General features: G+C 66.4%; 17 protein-coding genes and 1 pseudogene. 6 read left to right on the top strand and 12 right to left on the bottom strand.

Annotated elements, in window-relative coordinates; genetic code table 11:
- Nucleotides 1-13 precede the first annotated feature (13 nt).
- The 5 genes from ACZ46S_RS11270 to ACZ46S_RS11290 all read right to left on the bottom strand — a co-directional run bounded on the left by ACZ46S_RS11270 (nucleotide 14) and on the right by ACZ46S_RS11290 (nucleotide 4,712).
- Nucleotides 14-1,270 carry a DUF2254 domain-containing protein gene (locus ACZ46S_RS11270; RefSeq protein WP_464061799.1) on the bottom strand — a complete coding sequence of 419 codons (1,257 nt, stop codon included), beginning with the start codon at nucleotides 1,268-1,270 and terminating at the stop codon, nucleotides 14-16.
- Between the two features lie 66 nt (nucleotides 1,271-1,336).
- Nucleotides 1,337-2,089, bottom strand: a complete 753-nt coding sequence (locus ACZ46S_RS11275; protein WP_464061800.1) for a PIG-L family deacetylase — start codon at nucleotides 2,087-2,089, stop codon at nucleotides 1,337-1,339.
- Nucleotides 2,058-3,215, bottom strand: coding sequence for a glycosyltransferase (locus tag ACZ46S_RS11280; RefSeq protein WP_464061801.1), 1,158 nt, complete (start codon nucleotides 3,213-3,215; stop codon nucleotides 2,058-2,060). Before ACZ46S_RS11280 ends, ACZ46S_RS11275 begins: the two co-directional genes overlap by 32 nt.
- 21 nt (nucleotides 3,216-3,236) lie before the next feature.
- The gene (spt, locus tag ACZ46S_RS11285) at nucleotides 3,237-4,454 is read right to left on the bottom strand and encodes a serine palmitoyltransferase (protein ID WP_464061802.1); all 1,218 of its coding nucleotides are present in this window, start codon (nucleotides 4,452-4,454) and stop codon (nucleotides 3,237-3,239) included.
- Nucleotides 4,455-4,460: 6 nt separating this feature from the next.
- Nucleotides 4,461-4,712: an acyl carrier protein gene (locus tag ACZ46S_RS11290; protein ID WP_295738497.1), complete on the bottom strand. Its 252-nt coding sequence runs from the start codon at nucleotides 4,710-4,712 to the stop codon at nucleotides 4,461-4,463.
- A gap of 191 nt (nucleotides 4,713-4,903) precedes the next feature.
- On the opposite strand from ACZ46S_RS11290, the gene lptF reads away from it, so the two are divergent.
- The 3 genes from lptF (at nucleotide 4,904) to ACZ46S_RS11305 (ending at nucleotide 7,455) form a co-directional block, all read left to right on the top strand.
- Nucleotides 4,904-6,052 carry an LPS export ABC transporter permease LptF gene (lptF, locus tag ACZ46S_RS11295; protein WP_464061803.1) on the top strand — a complete coding sequence of 383 codons (1,149 nt, stop codon included), beginning with the start codon at nucleotides 4,904-4,906 and terminating at the stop codon, nucleotides 6,050-6,052.
- Complete coding sequence (gene lptG / locus ACZ46S_RS11300) at nucleotides 6,042-7,127, top strand: LPS export ABC transporter permease LptG (protein WP_295738502.1); 1,086 nt, start codon at nucleotides 6,042-6,044, stop codon at nucleotides 7,125-7,127. The genes lptF and lptG overlap by 11 nt, the downstream gene beginning before the upstream one ends.
- 91 nt (nucleotides 7,128-7,218) lie before the next feature.
- Complete coding sequence (locus tag ACZ46S_RS11305) at nucleotides 7,219-7,455, top strand: DUF1272 domain-containing protein (RefSeq protein ID WP_295738505.1); 237 nt, start codon at nucleotides 7,219-7,221, stop codon at nucleotides 7,453-7,455.
- Here ACZ46S_RS11305 and ACZ46S_RS11310 read toward each other — a convergent pair.
- The 4 genes from ACZ46S_RS11310 to ACZ46S_RS11325 all read right to left on the bottom strand — a co-directional run bounded on the left by ACZ46S_RS11310 (nucleotide 7,441) and on the right by ACZ46S_RS11325 (nucleotide 11,516).
- Nucleotides 7,441-8,343 carry a CDP-alcohol phosphatidyltransferase family protein gene (locus tag ACZ46S_RS11310; protein ID WP_464061804.1) on the bottom strand — a complete coding sequence of 301 codons (903 nt, stop codon included), beginning with the start codon at nucleotides 8,341-8,343 and terminating at the stop codon, nucleotides 7,441-7,443. The genes ACZ46S_RS11305 and ACZ46S_RS11310 overlap by 15 nt on opposite strands.
- Nucleotides 8,344-8,358: 15 nt before the next feature.
- Nucleotides 8,359-9,075, bottom strand: a complete 717-nt coding sequence (locus ACZ46S_RS11315; protein WP_295738510.1) for a phosphocholine cytidylyltransferase family protein — start codon at nucleotides 9,073-9,075, stop codon at nucleotides 8,359-8,361.
- A complete protein-coding gene (locus ACZ46S_RS11320) occupies nucleotides 9,072-10,208 on the bottom strand; it encodes an inositol-3-phosphate synthase (RefSeq protein ID WP_464061805.1) in 1,137 nt (378 codons plus the stop codon). The genes ACZ46S_RS11315 and ACZ46S_RS11320 overlap by 4 nt, the downstream gene beginning before the upstream one ends.
- Nucleotides 10,209-10,544: 336 nt before the next feature.
- Nucleotides 10,545-11,516 carry a glycosyltransferase gene (locus tag ACZ46S_RS11325; RefSeq protein WP_464061806.1) on the bottom strand — a complete coding sequence of 324 codons (972 nt, stop codon included), beginning with the start codon at nucleotides 11,514-11,516 and terminating at the stop codon, nucleotides 10,545-10,547.
- 160 nt (nucleotides 11,517-11,676) lie between these two features.
- Here ACZ46S_RS11325 and ACZ46S_RS11330 point away from each other — a divergent pair, with 160 nt between their 5' ends.
- The 3 genes from ACZ46S_RS11330 to ACZ46S_RS11340 are packed head-to-tail and all read left to right on the top strand — an operon-like array spanning nucleotide 11,677 to nucleotide 15,399.
- The gene (locus tag ACZ46S_RS11330; RefSeq protein ID WP_464061807.1) at nucleotides 11,677-13,416 is read left to right on the top strand and encodes a fatty acyl-AMP ligase; all 1,740 of its coding nucleotides are present in this window, start codon (nucleotides 11,677-11,679) and stop codon (nucleotides 13,414-13,416) included.
- Nucleotides 13,417-13,421: 5 nt separating this feature from the next.
- Nucleotides 13,422-14,456, top strand: coding sequence for a DUF1176 domain-containing protein (locus ACZ46S_RS11335; RefSeq protein ID WP_464061808.1), 1,035 nt, complete (start codon nucleotides 13,422-13,424; stop codon nucleotides 14,454-14,456).
- Nucleotides 14,446-15,399, top strand: coding sequence for an NAD-dependent epimerase/dehydratase family protein (locus tag ACZ46S_RS11340; RefSeq protein ID WP_464061809.1), 954 nt, complete (start codon nucleotides 14,446-14,448; stop codon nucleotides 15,397-15,399). Before ACZ46S_RS11335 ends, ACZ46S_RS11340 begins: the two co-directional genes overlap by 11 nt.
- Before the next feature lie 204 nt (nucleotides 15,400-15,603).
- Here the strand turns inward: ACZ46S_RS11340 and ACZ46S_RS11345 are convergent, their stop codons facing one another.
- From ACZ46S_RS11345 to ACZ46S_RS11355, 3 genes and pseudogenes are all read right to left on the bottom strand, one after another.
- A complete protein-coding gene (locus ACZ46S_RS11345) occupies nucleotides 15,604-16,479 on the bottom strand; it encodes an EamA family transporter (RefSeq protein WP_464061810.1) in 876 nt (291 codons plus the stop codon).
- Between the two features lie 29 nt (nucleotides 16,480-16,508).
- Nucleotides 16,509-17,615 (bottom strand): dATP pyrophosphohydrolase, encoded by a 1,107-nt coding sequence (locus tag ACZ46S_RS11350; protein WP_464061811.1) that lies wholly within the window; start codon nucleotides 17,613-17,615, stop codon nucleotides 16,509-16,511.
- Between the two features lie 31 nt (nucleotides 17,616-17,646).
- Nucleotides 17,647-18,414: pseudogene (locus tag ACZ46S_RS11355) on the bottom strand (sterol desaturase family protein); the annotation flags it as partial.
- Nucleotides 18,415-18,467: the final 53 nt, after the last annotated feature.

Raw genomic sequence — 18,467 nt, forward strand, 5'->3', positions numbered from 1 at the left:
CTAATGCGGCTATCTACCCGCCAAACCCCGCCGCCTCCATCAGCCTCTCCTTATCCGCCTCCAGCGGCAGCGCTGGCAGCGCGCGCCCCAGGGCCAAACGGCTTTGCGCCAGGGCGGCGGCCTGGAATTCCGGATCGCCAAGGCGGCGCAGGGCAAACAGGTTTTTCTGCAGGCGCAGCTGTACTTCGATCATCGTCGCGCCGTCGCGGGCGATGAGCATGAAGGCGTCCTCGAACAGATCCGCGCTGCGTAGCGGCGGGACATGGATGCGCGGGTGGGTGATTTCAGCGTCCGGTTTTTCCGCGCGGCCTTGTGCCCACAGGCTCATCAACCTTGCTTGGCGGCCGATAACATCGATGGCGGTGCCTGGATCATTCACCGCCGGGGACATGGCGCGCAGGGCAATTTCGGTGAGCACGGCGAGACCGAAACGCGGGTCCTGGTCGAAGCTGCGCAGATCCTCGATGCTGTAGGCGCGGCGGATTTGTGCGCAGGCCTCCTCATGCTGTTCGGGCGGCAGCGGGCCGAGGGCAGCGAGGATGTCGCCGATATGCACGAAGCTGCCCGGCAGCGCGGCGACGAAAATCTCCGTGTCGAACTCTTCAGCACAGCGCGAAAGGCCGGACATGTCGATGAACTGGATATAGCCGATCTCGCGTGCCTCCACCCTGGCACAGCCTTCCGGCAATCTGCCGGGAAAGCGCCGGCCGCCGAGAAACGGTTGCTTCAGCCGCGCGGTGAGCGCCTGCGCCGTGACCTCTTCGACGCGCCGCGTCGTCTCGGCGGTGCGGCCGAGCCGGGTGAGATAATCGATCCAGTGCAACAGCGCGATGACGATCAGCACGATGACGAAGATGGTGACCAGGAACAGCACCACCCGCCCATTCTTGCCGTAGGCGCCGGTATTGAGCACCACCAGCCCGACGATGCTGAACAGGAACGAGCCGATGAAGGTGGAGAGCACGTTTTGCGCCACCGTGTCCGAAATCAAAATTCGCGCGGCGCGAGGGGTGACGTTGCTGGAGGCGGAACCGTAGGCGGAGGTCATCGTGCTCAGCGAGAAGGTGGCGACCGTCAGCATCGAGGAGGCGATGATGGTGAGCAGATTGCCGATTGCATCCGCGCTGATGGCGCCAGGGAGTTTCCAGGGGATGAAAGCCTCCGCCCCGGCGGCGAGAATGGCGGCGAGCACGCCGAGGGCGCCGATGAGGCTGGCGCGCAGCCAGAGCCGGCGGGTCATTTGCCGCAAAATCCAGCGCCAGCGTGTCATTGTCTTGCCCCTCCCCCGATGCGCCGTGCGGCACGTTGATGGGTAATATATGGAGGCGGGCGGGGATTAAAAAGCGGGGACGTGCCGCCGCGCCGCCGCGGGCAGGCGCCACCAGCGCAGTTTGGTCACGTCGATCAGCGTTTCGCCGTGCAGGCTGCGCCAGCCCTGGCGCCCGCCCGGCGGTTGCGCGTAAAGCAGCTCCGTCGCCGGCCAGCTATGGAAGACGGACCAGGTCCAGACGCGGTGGCGCAGATAGATGCCGCGCAGGCGCCTTGCCAGGCGCATATCCGGCACGGCCAGGCGTTTCTCCGCAAACAGCGGCGCGGCGCCGAGGCGGCGGGCGAGCGGCCAGCTCAGCGGAGCAACGTAGTTTGAAAAGACGACGGTGAAGCCAAGCTCTTTCTGCAGCGTCTCGGCCACGCGAAAAAGCTGGATATGTTCCGGGTGGCCATATTCGCCCCAGGGATTATGGGTGAAGACCTCATCAACACCGGCCAGCAGCGGACGCAGACGCTCCAGCAGCGTGGCGAAATTCGCATCATAGCGGGCCTGGCCGGCGGCGTCGTTGATCGCCATGCCGGTCGGCGTCATCCGCACATCTTCCCATTCCACCTGCAGCCTTGTGCCGCTTTCGGGAATGGCGAGATTGACAAGGTTGGGCAGGCCCAGCGCGGCAACGGCGCGGGCGCGGGCAATGGCTTTCTCTGGCTTGCCGAAGGGCGCGCCGTAGCACAGCACGACCTTGTCGGCCTCGCGCAAAGCCGAACTCATCCAGAGGATTTCATCGTCAGGATGGGCAGCGACGACGACGCGGCGCATCAGGCCAGCAGCTCGTCATAGATATCTTCCAGCGCGGCGCTCTGGCGGCGGATGTCGAACTGGCGCTCGATGCGCCGGCGCGCCGCATCGCCCATGCGCAGCCGCAGCACCGGGTTGGCGAGCAGGGTCGCCATCGCCAGCGCCAGCGCCTCCGGGTCTTGCGGGGGACGAGAAAGCCAGTTTCGCCCTCGGCGATGCCCTCGGGGATACCGCCGACCCGGGAGCCGATACCCGGCACGCCGCAGGCGGCGGCTTCCAGCATCACCATGCCGAGCCCCTCCTCCCGGCCGGACTCGGTTTTGATGCTGGGCAGCACCAGCATGGCGGCGCGGCGCATCCAGCCCAGCACCTGCGCGTGCTTCATGCCGCCGAGAAAGTCGATCCGCTCGGCAAAGCCGGTTTCATGGGCGAGCTTTTCCAGGCTCTTGCGCAATTTGCCGTCGCCGATCAGTACCAGCCGCGCGGCAGGGTGCTGCGGGGCGATGCGGGCGAAGGCGCGGATGAGGAATTGCGTGCCCTTCACCTCTTCCAGCCGGGCGACATGCAGGATGACCGGCTCCTCCTGGGCGGCCAGACGCGGGGCGATGGCGGAGGGGTCGACGCCGATATAATGCACCCGCACCCGGTCCTCCGGGAACTCCATCGCCAAAAGTTTTTCGCGCAGAAACTGCGAGGCGGCGAGGAACAAGCTGCCCTGGCGGGCGAGCTTGCCCCGGCGCAGCGCGTAGCGCGCCCAGGCCGGGTTGGCGAGCAGGCCGAGCGGGTTCAGCGTCGCGTCAAACCCATGGAAGGTGGTGACCAGCGGCACCCGCAGCCGGGCGGCGAGCGGCAGGGCGTAGACGCCCTCGACGCCGAAATGGGCGTGGATGAGATCCGGCCGCTGGCCTTCCAGCCGGTAGAGATAAGGGTGCGGGCTGGCGGAGAGCAGATGCCAGGCGGCGGGCAGGAAGCGCAGCTTGGGCGCCAGATCCTCCAGCGCCATCGCCTCCGCCCCCGGGGGCGGCGCGCCATAGCGCAGCCGTCCCAGATAAAGCGGGCGGTAGCGGCGAAACCGCCCCGCCTGCTGGGTGATGAAAGGCTCAGAGAGGCGGAACAGATTATGCCGGAAGATCGCAACCTGGCGCATGCGGCCTCGCCTCGGGGATGGTTATTTGGCGCTGACCAGAGCCGGCGCGCCGAGCAGCCCCAGGCTTTGGCCGACTTGCGCGAACAGGGCGATGGCCTGGTCGATCTGGTCGGGGCTGTGCGCGGCACTGACGCTGGAGCGCAGCAAGGCGAGGCCCTTGGGCGTGGCCGGCGGCAGGCTGACATTGGTGTAGAGCCCGGCCTTGAGCAGCGCCGCCCAGAAGCCGAAGGCGGCCTCCGGCGAGGGCATGATGGCGGAGACCACCGGGCTCGGTTCCGGCCCCAGCTCAAAGCCCAAGCCCGCCAGGCCGCGATAGAGCCGCAGCGCGTTCTCGTTCAGGCGCTGGCGCAGCGCCGGACGGGTGCGCAGCTGGTGCAAAGCCGCTTCCGTGGCGGCGATGACGCCGGGGGGCAGCGAGGCGGTGAACATATAAGGCCGCGAGACCACGCGCAGAATCTCCGCGCCCGGCATGTCCGTCACCGCGAAGCCACCGACTCCGCCGAGGCTCTTGGAGAAGGTGCCGACGATGAAATCCACATCCGCCTCAACCCCGGCCTGTTCGGCGAGGCCGCGCCCGGTGGCACCCAGCACGCCCAGGGAATGCGCCTCGTCCACCACCAGGCAGCCGCCATATTCGCGCTTCACCGCGGCGAATTCGGCCAGAGGCGCGGTATCGCCCAGCATCGAATAGATGCCCTCGACGATGATCACCTTCTCGCCCGGCTCATCGGCCAGGCGGCGCAGCCGGTTGGCGAGGTCGTCCGGGCTGTTATGGCGAAAGCGTGTGACCTGGGCGTAGCCGAGGCGCGAGCCGTCATAGATGGAGGCGTGGGAATCAGCGTCCAGCAGCAGATGGTCGCCCTTGCCGGCCAGGGCGGAGATAATACCGAGATTGGCCTGATAGCCGGTGGAGAACACCATGCCGTGCTTGCGGCCATAGAAATCCGCGAGGGCGGCTTCCAGCTGCTGATGGCTGCCATAGCTGCCATTGGCGATGCGCGAGCCGGTGGTGCCGGTGCCGGCCGCCTGGGTGGCCGCGTTGGCCGCCGCGACCACCGCCGGGTCGTAGGTCAGGCCGAGATAATTATTGGTGCCGAGCAGCAGCGTCTCGCGCCCGCCGATGATGGCGGCGGTGGGGGAGAGCACGCGCTCGAAGGGCACGTTGAACGGGTTCGCACCGGCCGCCTCCAGCCCAGCATATTGCTGCGCCAGAGCGGCGTATTTATCCAGCACGGCCATGGTCGGTCAGGCGGCCTGTTTCAGGCGCTGCACGGTGGCGATGAGATCGCCCAGCGTCTCAACCTCGGCGATCTTGTCCAGCGGCACGGAAATGTCGAGCTTGTCCTCGATCTCCATGACGAAATCCATCACCGCGACGGAATCGAGCCCGAGATCCTCGATGATATGGGTGCTATCGGAAAGCGGGCGGTCCTGCGGCAGGGCGGCGCGCAATGTGTCGAAAATGATTTCGCGGATCTCGTTGGCCTGATCAGACATATCGCTGCGCGCAGCTCCTGTGCTATGGCCCGCACGGCAGGGCCGCACGGGCGGTCCATGACAAACGTGCAGGAAAAACTATACTTCTTACCAGCCCCTCTATTAAAGAGCGGGCACCGCCTTGTCACGGGCCTTTCGGGCGGCATCGCGCGCCGGGCCCCATGCTGCTTTGAGAGAGTTGGTCGAGCGCTTTGAAGACGGATCGCTATTTAACCGGTGAGATCATCCGCCCTTTTGCCGTGGTGCTGGGGATTCTGGCGCTGCTCTTCGCCGGCTACAGCCTGGCGAACATCCTCTCGGATGCGGTGAACGGGCTGCTGCCGGTGGGCGCCATCGCCGCGCTGACCGGGCTGAAACTGCTGATCTCGCTCGAAGTGCTGATCCCGATTTCGCTGTTCATCGCGGTTGTGGCCGGGTTCGGGCGGCTGCAATCGGATGGTGAGATCACCGCCATGCTGGCCCTGGGGCTGGGGCCGCGCCAGCTTTTGCGCCCGGTGATGCGCCTGGCGCTGGCGCTGGGGCTGGGCGTGGCCGGGCTGTCGCTCTTCGCCCGGCCCTGGGCCTATGCCACCTCGCATGAGATCACCCGGCGGGCCGCGGTGACGCTGAATGTGAATGCGATGGAGGCCGGCACCTTTTATGCCAGCCCCAAGGGCGACCAGGTGGTGTTTCTGGGCAACCGCGCCGGGCCGCACGCCGCCGCGCGGAACCTGTTCGTGGCGCGTGAGCAGAACGGGCATCTGGAGATCATCACCGCCGCCAACGCCGCCCCTGCCACCATGGGCGAGGACGGGCGGCGCAGCGTGCATCTCTCGGATGCGCATATCTATCAGCTCGACCCCGGCACCCCGGCGAATGACCAGGTGCTGGACGCGCAAGGGCTGAATATCGACCCGGACGGCACGCTGCCCGGCAAGCCCGGCTACAGCCCGGTGGCGGCGAGCAGTGCGAGGCTGTTCACCTCCTCCACCCCCGGCGACGTGGCGGAGCGGCAATGGCGGCTCTCCACCGGCATTTCCACCTTGCTGCTGGCGCTGCTGGGGGCGATTTTGAGCCGTGGCAAGCCGCGGCAGAACCGCTATGCCAAGTTCGGCCCGGCGATTCTGGCCTATTCCGCTTATTACCTGCTTTGCACCATCGCCCGCACCTGGGTGCAGCATGGCGATGTCGGCGCGTTTCCGGGGCTGTGGTGGGCGCCCTGCCTGCTCGCGCTGTTCATCGCGCTGATCTGGTACGGGCCGGCTCTGCGCCGGCGGCTGCACCGGCCGGCCGAGACGCCGCGCCACCCCCACCCCGCCAACACCAACTGGCACGCCGCCACCAGCCACGATGCAGCTTGACCGTTATGTCGGCTGGGTGGTCGGCCGCGCCTTTCTGCTGTTCATCGTCGGGCTGACGGCTCTGTTCAGCCTGCTCGGCTTCGTCGAACAGCTGGGGCTGGTCGGGCAGGGTCATTACACGCTGGGCGACGCGCTGAGCTACACGGCGCTCACCGCCCCGGACCGGCTGCTGCAGCTGGCCCCGGTTTCGATGCTGCTGGCCAGCCTGCTGGGGCTGGGCAGCCTGGCGAAATCCTCAGAACTCACGGCGTTTCGCAGCTTCGGCGTGTCGCAGGCCAGGATTGTCGGCGCCGTGGCCAAGCTCTGCGTGCCGATCATCCTGGCGCTGTTTCTGCTGGCGCAATTCGTCATCCCGCCGGCCCAGCAGGCGGCGCAGCGCAACCAGGCGGCGGCCTTGGGCGATGCCCTGCCCGGGCTGGTGAATGGCGGCTTCTGGGCGCAGAAGAACGGGGTGTTCCTGAACGTGCAGAGCTTCGCCGATGGGCACACGCTGCACGGCGTTTCCATCTACACGCTGGCGCCCGACGGCACGCTGCGGGATGTGGTGCAGGCCGACGACGCCACCCCGCAGCCCGATGGCAGCTGGGCGCTGAGCGGGGTGCATCATGAGGTGATCACCCATGGCCAGGTGGAGAGCGCACCGGCGCAAAGCCTGAGCTGGAAGCCCTTTCTTTCCACAAGGCAGCTGCAATTGCTGGCGATCCCGCCGGAGACGATGCCGCCTTTGGCGCTCTACGCCTATCTGCGGCAATTGCAGGCGCAGCATCAACAGGCGCTGCGCTATCAGCAGACCTTCTGGAGCATGGTGGCGGTGCCGCTCTCGCTGTTCGGCATGGCGCTGATCGCGGCGCCCTTCGTGTTCGGGCCGCAGCGGGCCGGTGGGGCGGGACGGCAGATCGTCATCGGGGCGCTGCTGGGCATGGTGTATCTGCTGGTGCAGCAGATTACCGGCTTTCTCGGGCTGTTGCTGGCGGTGCACCCGGCGATCGCGGCGCTGGCGCCATCTTTGGTATTGCTAGGGGTGGGCGGCTGGCTGCTGGAGCGCAGCCATAGCCGGCTGGGGCGGGGCGGCTGAGCGGCAAGGGCTTGGGCGGCCGCGCAATCCTGGCTTGCCTGATCCGTTTCGATACATCATTATGGTTGTATAACGAAAACAGGACGCCCCCATGCTCGACATCAGGCCGAACTGCGAATGCTGCGATATCGATCTGCCGCCGGAGAGTGCGAGCGCGCGCATCTGCAGCTTCGAATGCACATTCTGCGCGGCCTGCGCCGAGGATCTGGGCGGGCTCTGCCCGAATTGCAGCGGCAATCTGGTGGCGCGGCCGATCCGCCCGGCGCGGATGCTGGCGAAATACCCGGCCTCTTCCCGCCGGGTGGTCAAGCTCTCAGGCTGCGCCTGACCCGGTCCGCTGGCCGATCTGCTCCAGGAAGGCGTGGTACTGCACCTTCTGCGCCTCCAGCAGGACGATCAGGATGGCGCTGAAACCGATGATCTCAAAGACGAAATACAGCACCGGCAGCTTCACCAGCGCGGCGAGGAACAGGCCCAGCGTGCGGTAATTGGCGCAGAGCACGCCCCAGCGGCGGGTCACCGGCGCGAAGCGGGCGCGATAGGCCTCGCGCAAGGCGGCCTCCTGCCGGGGCTTTGAGGTCAGGATGGCGGCGAAAACGCGGTGAAATTCCGCCGCCCCGCCAGAGGCCCAGAGCTGCACCCGGGCATAGAGATGATGCAGATGCTGAGCGATGCCTTTCGGCTTCGCATCCAGAAGCGGCAGCGCCGCCGAGGCCCGGCCCCAGCCCCAGAAATTATAATCCTGTCGCTGCATCTCATACGCGGCCGACTGCACCGCATGCGCGACACCGGAGAAGGCTACCAGCGCCCAGGCCCAGCCGCCCATGAACCGGCTCATCGCCAGCGCCAGCCCGACATAGACGGCGGTGAAGGTGACATAGTCGCAGATGCCGTCGAGGATTTTGCCGAGTTCGGAATAACGCTTGGTCAGCCGCGCCAGTTGGCCATCGGCGCCATCCATCACATGCCAGGCCAGCATCAGCAGGAAGCCGAGCACGGCGCAGGCGGTGCTGGTGTAGAAATGGTAGGCGACCCCCGCCAGAATCCCGCAGCCCATGCCGAGCAGCGAGACCATGTTCGGCGAGATCCCCGATTTCGCGAAAAGCGGCACCAGGGCGGCGGAGATCGGATGGATCAGATAGAGGTTGGTCGGATCCTCGATCTCATAGGTGCGCCGGATCGGGTCCGCAGCGCCGGCACGGTTGGCATCGCTCACGATATTCGAACCTTCTTACAGCCGGCCTTCATCCAGCAGCGCCTCGGCCTTGCCGAAGGCGATGGGATCATCGACATCCACCCAGAGCCGGTCGCCGATATCCAGCACCCGCGCCTTGCCCCAACCGGCGAGCACGTTCATCGCCCCGGAAATACTGTCATCGCCGCGGGTCTGGGAGGCTTCCAGCGCGTCGAACATCACCGGGTTGCAGCGGAACACGCCGGTATCGAAACAGTTGAAGTCGCGGATCACCTTGCCGATATGCAACAGCCTGTCGCCCTCGCACTTCACACGGGTGACGTCTTCCGGGTCGTTCAGCGGGTTTTCGATGTTGAAATCCACGCCCAGAGTCACCGTATCCGGTTCCACCTTGGCCTCGATCAGCCGGCGCAGGATCTGCGGGTCAACCAGATGGTCGCACATCGTCAGCAGAAACGGCTCGTCCAGATATTGCTTGGCCGCGAGCACGGAGACGCCGTTGGCGCGGTCCCAGGCGCGGTTATGGATGCGGGTGATATGGATGCCGGAGCGGCGGGAGAACTCCCCCAGCCGCGCCTGCAATGCCTCGGAGCGATAGCCGGTGACGACGAGAAACTCCTCGATCCCGGCTTCGCGCCCGTTGCTGATGACGCGTTCGATCAGCGGCACGCCGCGAATCGGGATGAGCGGCTTCAGCTCACCCTTTTCGCGCAGCCGCGTGCCCTGGCCGGCGGCGACGATCAGCGCCTTCATTCGGCGGCGGTGACGGCCAGCAGCGGACGGCAGGTGCGGATGAATTCTTCGGTCATCTCATGCGCGATGTCGTCAGTGTACTGCACCGGCGGGTGCTTGCAGAAATAGGCCGATGGGCCGGCCAGCACGCCGCCGACACCGGCTTCCAGCGCCAGCTTGCAACAACGCACCATGTCGATGACGACACCGGCGGAGTTCGGGCTGTCCTGCACCGAGAGGCGCAGTTCCAGATCCATCGGCACGTCGCCGAACTGCAGCCCTTCCATGCGGATGAAGGCGATCTTGTTATCGTTCTGCCAGGGCACATAGTCGGACGGGCCGATATGGATATGCTCTTTCTGCATCCGCTCCTTGGCCACTGCCTGCACGGCTTCGGTCTTGGACTTCTTCTTGGAGACCAGGCGCTGCTGGTTCTTCATGTTCAGGAAGTCCGTGTTGCCGCCGGTGTTGAGCTGATAGGTGTTGATCAGCTTCACCCCGCGCTTGGCGAACAGATCCGTCAGCACGCGGTGGGTGATGGTGGCGCCGACCTGGGATTTGATATCGTCGCCGATGATCGGCAGGTTGGCGGCCTCGAATTTGTCCGCATAGGCCTTATCGCTGGCGATGAAGACCGGCATGTTGTTGACGAAGGCGCAGCCAGCTTCCAGGGCGCAATCCGCATAGAAGCGGGCCGCGGCTTCGGAGCCCACCGGCATGTAGTTCAGAAGCACGTCGGCCTTGCTGGCCTTCAGCTCCGCGACGATCTCGTCCTTGGTCAGCTCTTTCGCGTCGGAACGCACAAAGGTGCGGTCCTCGTCGTAATCGGCCATGTGGGCGGAGATGCCGTCCAGCACCTGGCCCATCTTCACGATGGTGCCGGTGGCGGGGATGTTCGGCTCGAACACCTTGGTGCAGTTCGGCTTGGCGAAGATCGCGGTGGCGACATCCTGGCCGACCTTGCGGGCATCGACATCGAACGCCGCGACCACGCGGATATCGTTGGGCTGGTAGCCGCCGATCTCGGTGTGCATGAGCCCGACCACGCCTTCGGCGCAACGCTCCGGCGTGTAGTAATAGATGCCCTGAATCAGGGAGCTGGCACAATTGCCGATGCCAGCGATCGCGATGCGGATGCCGCCGTTCTTCGCCATAATCAACCTCGTCTCTCGCTAAATTCCGCCGACGGGCAGGACGCCGCCAGCTTGACCAGACGCCAGGACGCACGCCGGCCGCGCCAGCAAGGCTGGCGGGGACTGTAAACAGAACCGGGTACGCGCTCGTCTCTCAACCTTGTAACCAAAGGCCTCCTGCCACTCGCAGCCCTGCCGGGGATTGGCACCGGGCCTCCCGCCTCTTGCGGAAAACCCTGGACGGACTGCAGGCACTTGCGGGATGAGTCCGAACTCTGCGCGGTAAGTAAGTCAGTCTCGTAGCTGTTTCCGTCATGTGTCGCAAGTATGACAAGCGCGTAAGACGCCTGGACGGGCTCAATCTTGTGGGGCGAGGGCGGGGAGAAGCCGGTCCGCCAGGGCGCTGAAAAGCTGGGTGGTGCGGTGGGCGCGGATATATTCCGGGCTGATTTCAGCGACATAGGGCTTGGTGCGAACCGAGCCATACCAATGCGCGACCCTGGTTTGCGGGCTGAGCACGCGCCCCAGCGCGGCCTGGGCGTGGCGGGTGGGGCGGAACCAATGTTCCGAGATTTCCGGCGTAAGGGGGTAGAAAACCGCCGGTTCATGAATGGTCAGGTCCGGCACCGGCGCGGCGGCCAGCAGGGATTGGTAGAGATCCGGCCCCAGCGCATAGGCGCCGGGGGCAGCCTCGCCGGGCAGGGCCGCCATCGCGCGCAGCACAAGGGCGAAGAAGGCCCCGCCGGGCATGGCGCCCATCACCGCATTATTCACCGCCGGGACGTACCAGCCTTCAACCAGCCGGAAGAGCCGCCAGCCGCCGGGCAGCAGGCGCAGGGTTTTGCGCAGCACATCCAGCCCCAGATGCTTGGCCCAGACGCGCGGCGCGCGCGAGGCGCGCACCCATTCCGGCCAGACGATCCGCTCCGCGCCGAGAAACTGGGGGACGTTCAGCAACGGCGTGAGCGGCGCCACGGTGAGAGTGTCGACATCCAGATAGACCCCGCCTTCCTCGAACAGGATGGCGGCGCGCAGCATATCCGCGCGCTGCACCGGGCTGGTCAGGCGGGCATAGAGCCGGGTCAGGCCGGGGGCGATGCCCAGGCCCGCCTCGACGCGGGCGAGGCGGGCTGGCGCATCCTCGCGCACCAGCTGGATGCCGGCCGCCCGCAGGGCCTGGAGCACCGGGCCGGGCGCCAGATCATCCGTGTGATGCAGGCACACCGCGTCCATCCCCCCGTGCGCGGCGGCGGAGAGCGGCGCCAGACCGTGCGCCCAGGCCAGATTCGGGCCGATCCAGCAGAATCGCGCAATCGCGGGGATGGACATGGAGATTTGGTAATCCAGCAAGCAAAATGAAGCGGTTAGCCAAGGCTGGCTAGGCGGCGGCGGGGCGCTCTGTCAACCGTGCCAGACGCCAAAGCCATTGCCATTCCCTTGTGAGTCTGTTAGCGCCAAGCGATGGCACCAACGGTAAATTCCAGGCAATATGACTGAGCCGACCCCGACTCACCATCCCGGGCAGCCCAAGCGTATCGCCGATTTCGGCACTTTGGCCGAGGCTCTGGACTATGCCGCTCTGGGCCCGACCGGGCTGAATTTCTATTCCGGCAAAGGGGGCCTCACCGAATCCCTGCCTTATGCCAGCTTGCGTATGCAGGCGCTGGAGCTGGCCCGCAAGCTTCTGGGCACCGGGTTGCGGCCCGGGGATCGCGTCGGGCTGCTGGCCGAGAGCGATGGGGATTTCGCCCGCGCCTTTTTTGCCTGCCAATATGCCGGGCTGGTGCCAGCACCGCTGCCCTTGCCTGCGGCTTTTGGTGGCAAGGAGGGTTATATTTCCTTCCTGCGCCGGATGATCCAGGCAGCCGACGCGCATGCCGTGTTCGGCCCCGCCGTGCTCTCGGACTGGCTGGCCGAGGCCGTTGACGGGCTGGGGCTGAAATGCGCCGGCCTGATCGCGGATCTGGCCGAGGCGCGGATGGTGCCGCAGGAGCGCCTGCCCGCCCCGGAAGCACTGGCCTATTTGCAATTCTCCTCCGGCTCCACCCGGTTTCCGCTCGGCGTGGCGGTGACGCAGGCGGCCTTCATGGCCAATGCGCATTACATGGCCAAATACGGGCTGCAGGTGAATGAGGATGATCGCTGCACCAGCTGGCTACCTTATTACCATGATATGGGGCTGGTCGGCTTCCTGCTGATGCCGATGGCCTGCCAGCTTTCGGTCGATATTCTGCCCACCCGTGAATTTGCCCGCCGGCCGCTGCTCTGGCTGCAGCTGATCACCCGCAACAAGGGCAGCATCTCCTTCAGCCCCTCTTTCGGCTATGAGCTCTGCGCCAGGCGCGCCCAGACCGCCTCGACCGCGGATCTCGACCTCTCCTCCTGGCGGCGCGCCGGGATTGGCGGAGACATGATCCGCCCGGCGGTGCTCACCCGTTTTGCGGCGCGCTTTGACGCGCATGGCTTCGCCCCCACCGCCTTCATCCCCTGCTACGGCATGGCCGAGGCGACGCTGGCGCTGAGCTTCAGCCCGGATGGACAGGGCGCGCGCGAGGATGCGGTGGACCAGCTGGTGCTGGAGCAGGAACATCGCGCGGTGCCGGCGAATGAGAACAGCGCCCGCACCCGGCATTTCGTGGTCTGCGGGCAGATGCTGCCCGAACATGAGGTCGAGGTGCGCGGCGAGGATGGCGGGCTGCTCGCCGAGCGTGAGGTCGGGCGCATCTATGTGCGCGGGCCGAGCCTGATGCTGGGCTATTTCGGCGCCCCGGAGGAGACCGCGCGCGTGCTCTCCGCCGAGGGCTGGCTGGATACCGGGGATCTTGGCTATCTCACCGGCGGGCAGATCGTCATCACCGGGCGGGCCAAGGATCTGGTCATCGTCAATGGCCGCAATGTCTGGCCGCAGGATCTGGAATGGGCCGCCGAGGCGGAGATCGCCTCTCTGCGCAGCGGCGATGTGGCGGTGTTCTCGGTGGATCATGGCGAGGATGAGGAGGTGATCGTCCTCGTGCAGTGCCGCGCCACGGAGGATGCGGCCCGCCAGGCGCTGGTGGAGGATCTCACCCGCTTCTTCCGTGGCCGCCAGGGGCTGGAAACCCGCGTGGTGCTGGTGCCGCCGCACAGCCTGCCACAGACCTCGTCCGGCAAGCTCAGCCGCTCCCGGGCGCGGGCGATGTATCTGGACGGCGCCTTTCAGCCCCGCGCCACCGCCACCGCGGCGGAGTAAGCGCGATGCGCTGGCTCGCTCTGCTGGCCTGGCTGCTGCCGGGCTTCGCCTGGGCGGGCGGGGCGGCGCCGTTTTACCACGAATATAAAAGCTGGATCATCGCCTGCGATAACGGGCTGGGCTGCGAGGCCAAGGGGCTCAACACCGACGATTCCGACCAGCAGGCGACCATCGATCTCACCCGCGCCGGTGGGGCGGACGGCAAGGCCGAGCTGGACATTGTCTATACCGCCGCGCTGGGGCTGGATGGGCTGAGCCTGGATGGCGGCCCGCTGAAGCTGGGGGCCGGCTGGACCAGCGCCACGCAGGACGGCATCACCACGTTGCGCACCACGGATCTGGCCGCCATCCGCGCCTTCGTGCAGGCCGTGCGCAATGGCCATGAGATCGAATTTCCCGGTCAGACGGCGGTGAAGCTCGATGGGTTTTCGGCGGCGATGCTGAAGATGGATGCCATCCAGGGGCGTGTCGGCACCGTGACCGCGCTGCTGAACCCCGGTGCGAAGCCGGCCAGCGAGATGCCGGCCCCGCCCGCCTTGCCGCTGCTGCCGGCACGCAGGATCACCGCCACGCTGACGCCCGGCGAGGCCGCCAAGCTGATCGCCCTGGCCAATGGCAAGGCGGCGGCGGCACTGCGGGCGGATGAGTGCGAGGCGGATGCCGCCCAGGCCATGCCACCCGAGGCTCACGCGCTCACCGCGGGCGAGGCACTGGTGCTGCTGCCCTGCATCATGGGTGCGTATCAGGGCAGCGCGCTGGGCTTCATCGTCGGGCGGGAGGATGGCAGCCTCACCGCCTTGCATCTACCCTTGCCCCTCCCCGATGACAGCGACGATACCGACCTGACCAGCCCGGATTTCGATCCGGCGACAGGCCGGCTGTCGATATTCGCGAAAGGCCGGGGCATCGGCGATTGCGGGGTGGCGGCGAGCTGGATCTGGGATGGGAGCCGCTTCGTGCTGGCCAGCCTGAGTTTCCAGGATACATGCGGCGGCGCCACGGCGGACTGGCCAGCGCTCTATCAGACCCGTGGCAACTGAGGCACCGCTTCTGGCGCTGACCGGCGGGACGGGGTTTCTGGGGCTGCATCTGGCCCCTGCCCTGGCAAGCGCCGGCTTCCGGCTGCGGCTTCTGAGCCGGCGGGAAGTCGCGCATCCGGCTCTGGACGGGCTGGACTTCGAGACCGTGCACGGCGCGCTGGAGGATGAGGCGGCGCTGGCAGCCCTGGTGCGCGGCGCGGATGTGGTGGTGCACGCGGCCGGGCTGATCAAGGCGCGCAGCCGGGCTGAATTCCTGCGCGGCAACCGGGATGGCACGGCGGCGCTGGCGCGGGCGGCGCGGTTTCACGCGCCGGGGGCGCGGTTTATTTTCATCTCCTCGCTGGCAGCGCGCGCGCCGGGGCTTTCACCCTATGCTTTCAGCAAGCGCGCCGCGGAAGAGGCGGCCAGGGCCGCCTATGCCGAGGCGCCGGAGCAGCTCGCCCTCATTCGCCCGCCGGCGGTCTATGGGCCGTGGGATCGTGAGAGCCTGGCGATGTTCAAGGCGGCGCAGGGATGGGTGGCGCCGGTGCTTGGCGATAGCAAGGTGGCGGTGATCCATGCCGATGACGCGGCCGGGGCGATCGCGGCGGTGGCCGGGGCTGGGTTTCGCCCGGGCTGCTTCGCGCTGGCGGATGCCCAGGCGCAAGGCTACACGCTGCGCTTTGTCGCGATGCAGGCCGGGGCGGCAATGGGCGGGGCGCCGCGTCTGGTGAAACTGCCGGCGGCTTTGGTGCTGGCGGCGGGGGCGCTATCTGGCGCTGCCGGGCGGCTGCGGGCGGCACCGCCGATCTTCACGCTGGGCAAGGCGCGGGAGATATTGCATCCGGATTGGTCGGTGCCGGTGCAGGAGCTGCTGCCGCGCGAGATCTACGCGCCGCGTATCGGGCTGGCTGAGGGCTTTGCACAGACAGCCGCCTGGTACCGGCAGGCCGGCTGGGTTTAAGGAAAATTTGCAAAAGTTTTTGGGGGCGGAGGCGGCCAAGGTTCCGCCGCCGCAACGCGGCGGTGGAATGCCGCCGGAGGGGTGGGGACTTTTTTCAAAAAGTCCCCACAAACGTTCGGGGTGGTGGCAACGCCATCGTCAACACCTCGAACCTCTCTTGGCCCTTTTTGAAAAAAGCGCCAAACCCCAAAAACTTTTATAAATTCAAGTCTCCAATGTCGGCGGCGGCGGGGTTGCCGGCGCGGTCAGCGCGCTGCCGGCGGAGGCCACCATGATGCACAGCATCGCCCCCCATTGCAGCCAGGTGAGGCGTTCGCCCAGCACCAGGAAGCCGGCGAAGGCGGCGATCGCCGGGGCGGCGCTGAGCAGGATGGAAAACACCCGGGCGGAGAGACGCTTCATCGCCTCCATTTCCAGCGAATAGGGCACCGCGCTGGAGAGCAGCCCAACCGCGAGCGCAGTGCCGAGCTGCCAGGGGCGCAGCTGGCCGAAATTCAGCACCGCGGCGCCGAGCGGGGCGATGAGAAGGGCGGCGACGATCATCCCCCAGGTGACCGCATTCGCCCCCAGGCTGGCGGCGACACGCTTGCCGGCGACAATATAAAGCGCCCAGGCCGAAGCCGCCGCGAGGGCAAAGGCGATGCCGAGCGGGTTCAGCCTGTCCTTCACATGCAAGGGCAGCAGCATGGCCAAACCAAGGGCCACCACCAGCAGCCAGAGAAAATCCCGTGGCCGGCGCGAGGACAGCAGCACAATGGCGAGCGGCCCCGTGACCTCGATGCCAACCGCGATGCCGATGGGGATGCGCTGAAAAGCCTGATAGATGGCGAGGTTCATCGCCGCCAGCATGGCGCCGTAGAGCAGCAGCGCCGGGCGGGTGGAGGGCGGCGGCACCCGGCGCCAGGGCGCGCGCAGCGCCACCAGCAGCAAGGCCGCGAAGGCGACGCGCAGGCAGGTGACACCGGCCGGGCTGATCACCAAAAACAGCGATTTGGCAAAGGCCGCGCCGAGATTGACGGAGCTTTGCGAGCCGAGCACGGCCAACAACCCGACCAGCCGCTGATCCTGCTGTGGCTTCACCGCGCGCTCCAGGTTCGAAATTTTGGCGCTTACAGCCCCGCCTCGAACACCCGGTAGGTCTTGTACGGCGCCGCCTTCAGCCCCTCGATCATCCGGCGCATCGGCAGATTATCCTCCAGGATCCAGGACAGCTCGATATGGGTGTAGCCGAGCTGCCGGCCTTCGCGGCGGACCATGTCGATCATCAGATAGGGCAGCAGGCTGCCCAGCATGTCCTTCGCCGCCGAGCGGCGCACGCCCATTAGCGGCACGCGCGCGGTCTTCACCCCCGCGACCTTCAGCCGCCAGAGCAGCTTGGCCCAGCCGAAGGGCAGGATCTTGCCGTTCAGCCCCTCAATCGCCTCGTTCAGATTGGGCAGCGCGATCATGAAGGCCACCGGCTCGCCGTCGCGCTCGACCAGGCTGGTCAGGCGCGGATGCAAAAGCGGCTTCAGCGATTTGGAGAGGTAATCCGTCTCCGCCTCGGTCAGCGGCACGAAGCCCCAGTTCTGCGACCAGGCATCGTTGAAGATGGAGGTGACGTTCTTGATCTCGGCGGCGAGGTTTTTCATGTCCATCCGCCGCACGGTGATGCCCGGCGGCAAGGGGCGGCCCAGCAAACGCCGCACCGATTCCGGCAGCTCCTCGCGGATATCGTAGAGATAGGCGATGACATCCTTGGCCTTGGCGAAGCCGAGCTTTTCCAGATTGCGCGCCACATAGGGCAGGTCGTGCGGCATCAGCAGCATCGGCTTGCTGGCGAAACCGTCGATCAGCGCGCCGGTTTCCTCATTGATGTTGAGGTTGAACGGCCCCTGCATCACCTTCATGCCACGCGCGCGCAGCCAGCCAGCCGCGGTTTCCAGCAGCGTCTGGAACAGGCCCAGATCATCCTCCGCCGCCAGCATCCCGAACAGGCCCGGCGCCTCCGGATTCAGGGACTGGGCCAGCGTGTCGATCTGCGCGGAGATGCGGCCGACATCGCGCCCATCCTTCACCGCCAGCCAGAACTGCACCTCGGCATGGCCGAAAAACGGGTTCTTCGGGCCCAGCGCTTCCTCGCGCTCCATATGCAGCGGGGCAATATAGGCGGGGTCGTTCCCGTGCAGCCGCTCGGGCAGCAGGATGAAGCGTTTGAGGAGCTTTTTGTCCGTCACCGGGACAATTTGAATATCCTGCATCAGGCGGGGCGCTTTCCTTGTTCGTCCGTGGCACCAGGGGGCGGTCGCGCGGGGGGCTGCCGGTCAGCTCCATCACCCAGGGGTAACGCTTCGCCTGCTCGAGATCATAGCCGAGATTGAACACGGTCGGGCTGCGGCCGCGCTCCTGGTAATAGGAGCCGAAGAGCTTGTCCGGCAGGAAGGAAACGATGCCATAATTGCCGTTTTCGTCCTGGAAATGATGCAGCAGATGGTCGCGCTTGAGCATCTGCACGAAACGGTTTTTCGGCTTGTAGTTCAAATGCTGGATGCAGTGGAAAAACTCATAGACGCAGGTGGTCACCAGCGCCGTGCAGATCCCCGTCGCCGCCCCGCTCCAGCCGCCCAGCACGAAGCCGATCGGCAGGGTGATGATCGCCATGGTCGGGATGGTGTTCAGCGGATCGCCGAACAGCACTTCCAGCTTATGCGGGTCCTGGTGATGGTCGAAATGGATGCGCTTCCAGAGCGCGGCACTCCAGCGCATCCGGTAGAGCCAGCGCCCATGCAGCACGAACCGGTGCAGCCCATACCAGACCAGAGGATAGACGATCAGCACGGCGATGATCGGCAGCGCGATCTGCGTCCAGTGCCGTGCGGTGAAACCGGCATAGAGCCCGGCGGCGAGCGCGATGGCCGCGTAGAGATTGATCGCCGGATAGGTGATGTAGGCGGCCCAGAGCTCGGGCAGTGTCATTTTGCCGAGATCATAGGAACGGCCATGCCAGGCCCGGCCCCAAACGAGTTTCTTTGCCATGCCTTGGTCCGATCATCTCCGGAAAGATTGCAAGGAACGGGCAAGCGCCCTGC

Source organism: Acidocella aluminiidurans, from assembly GCF_055383125.1.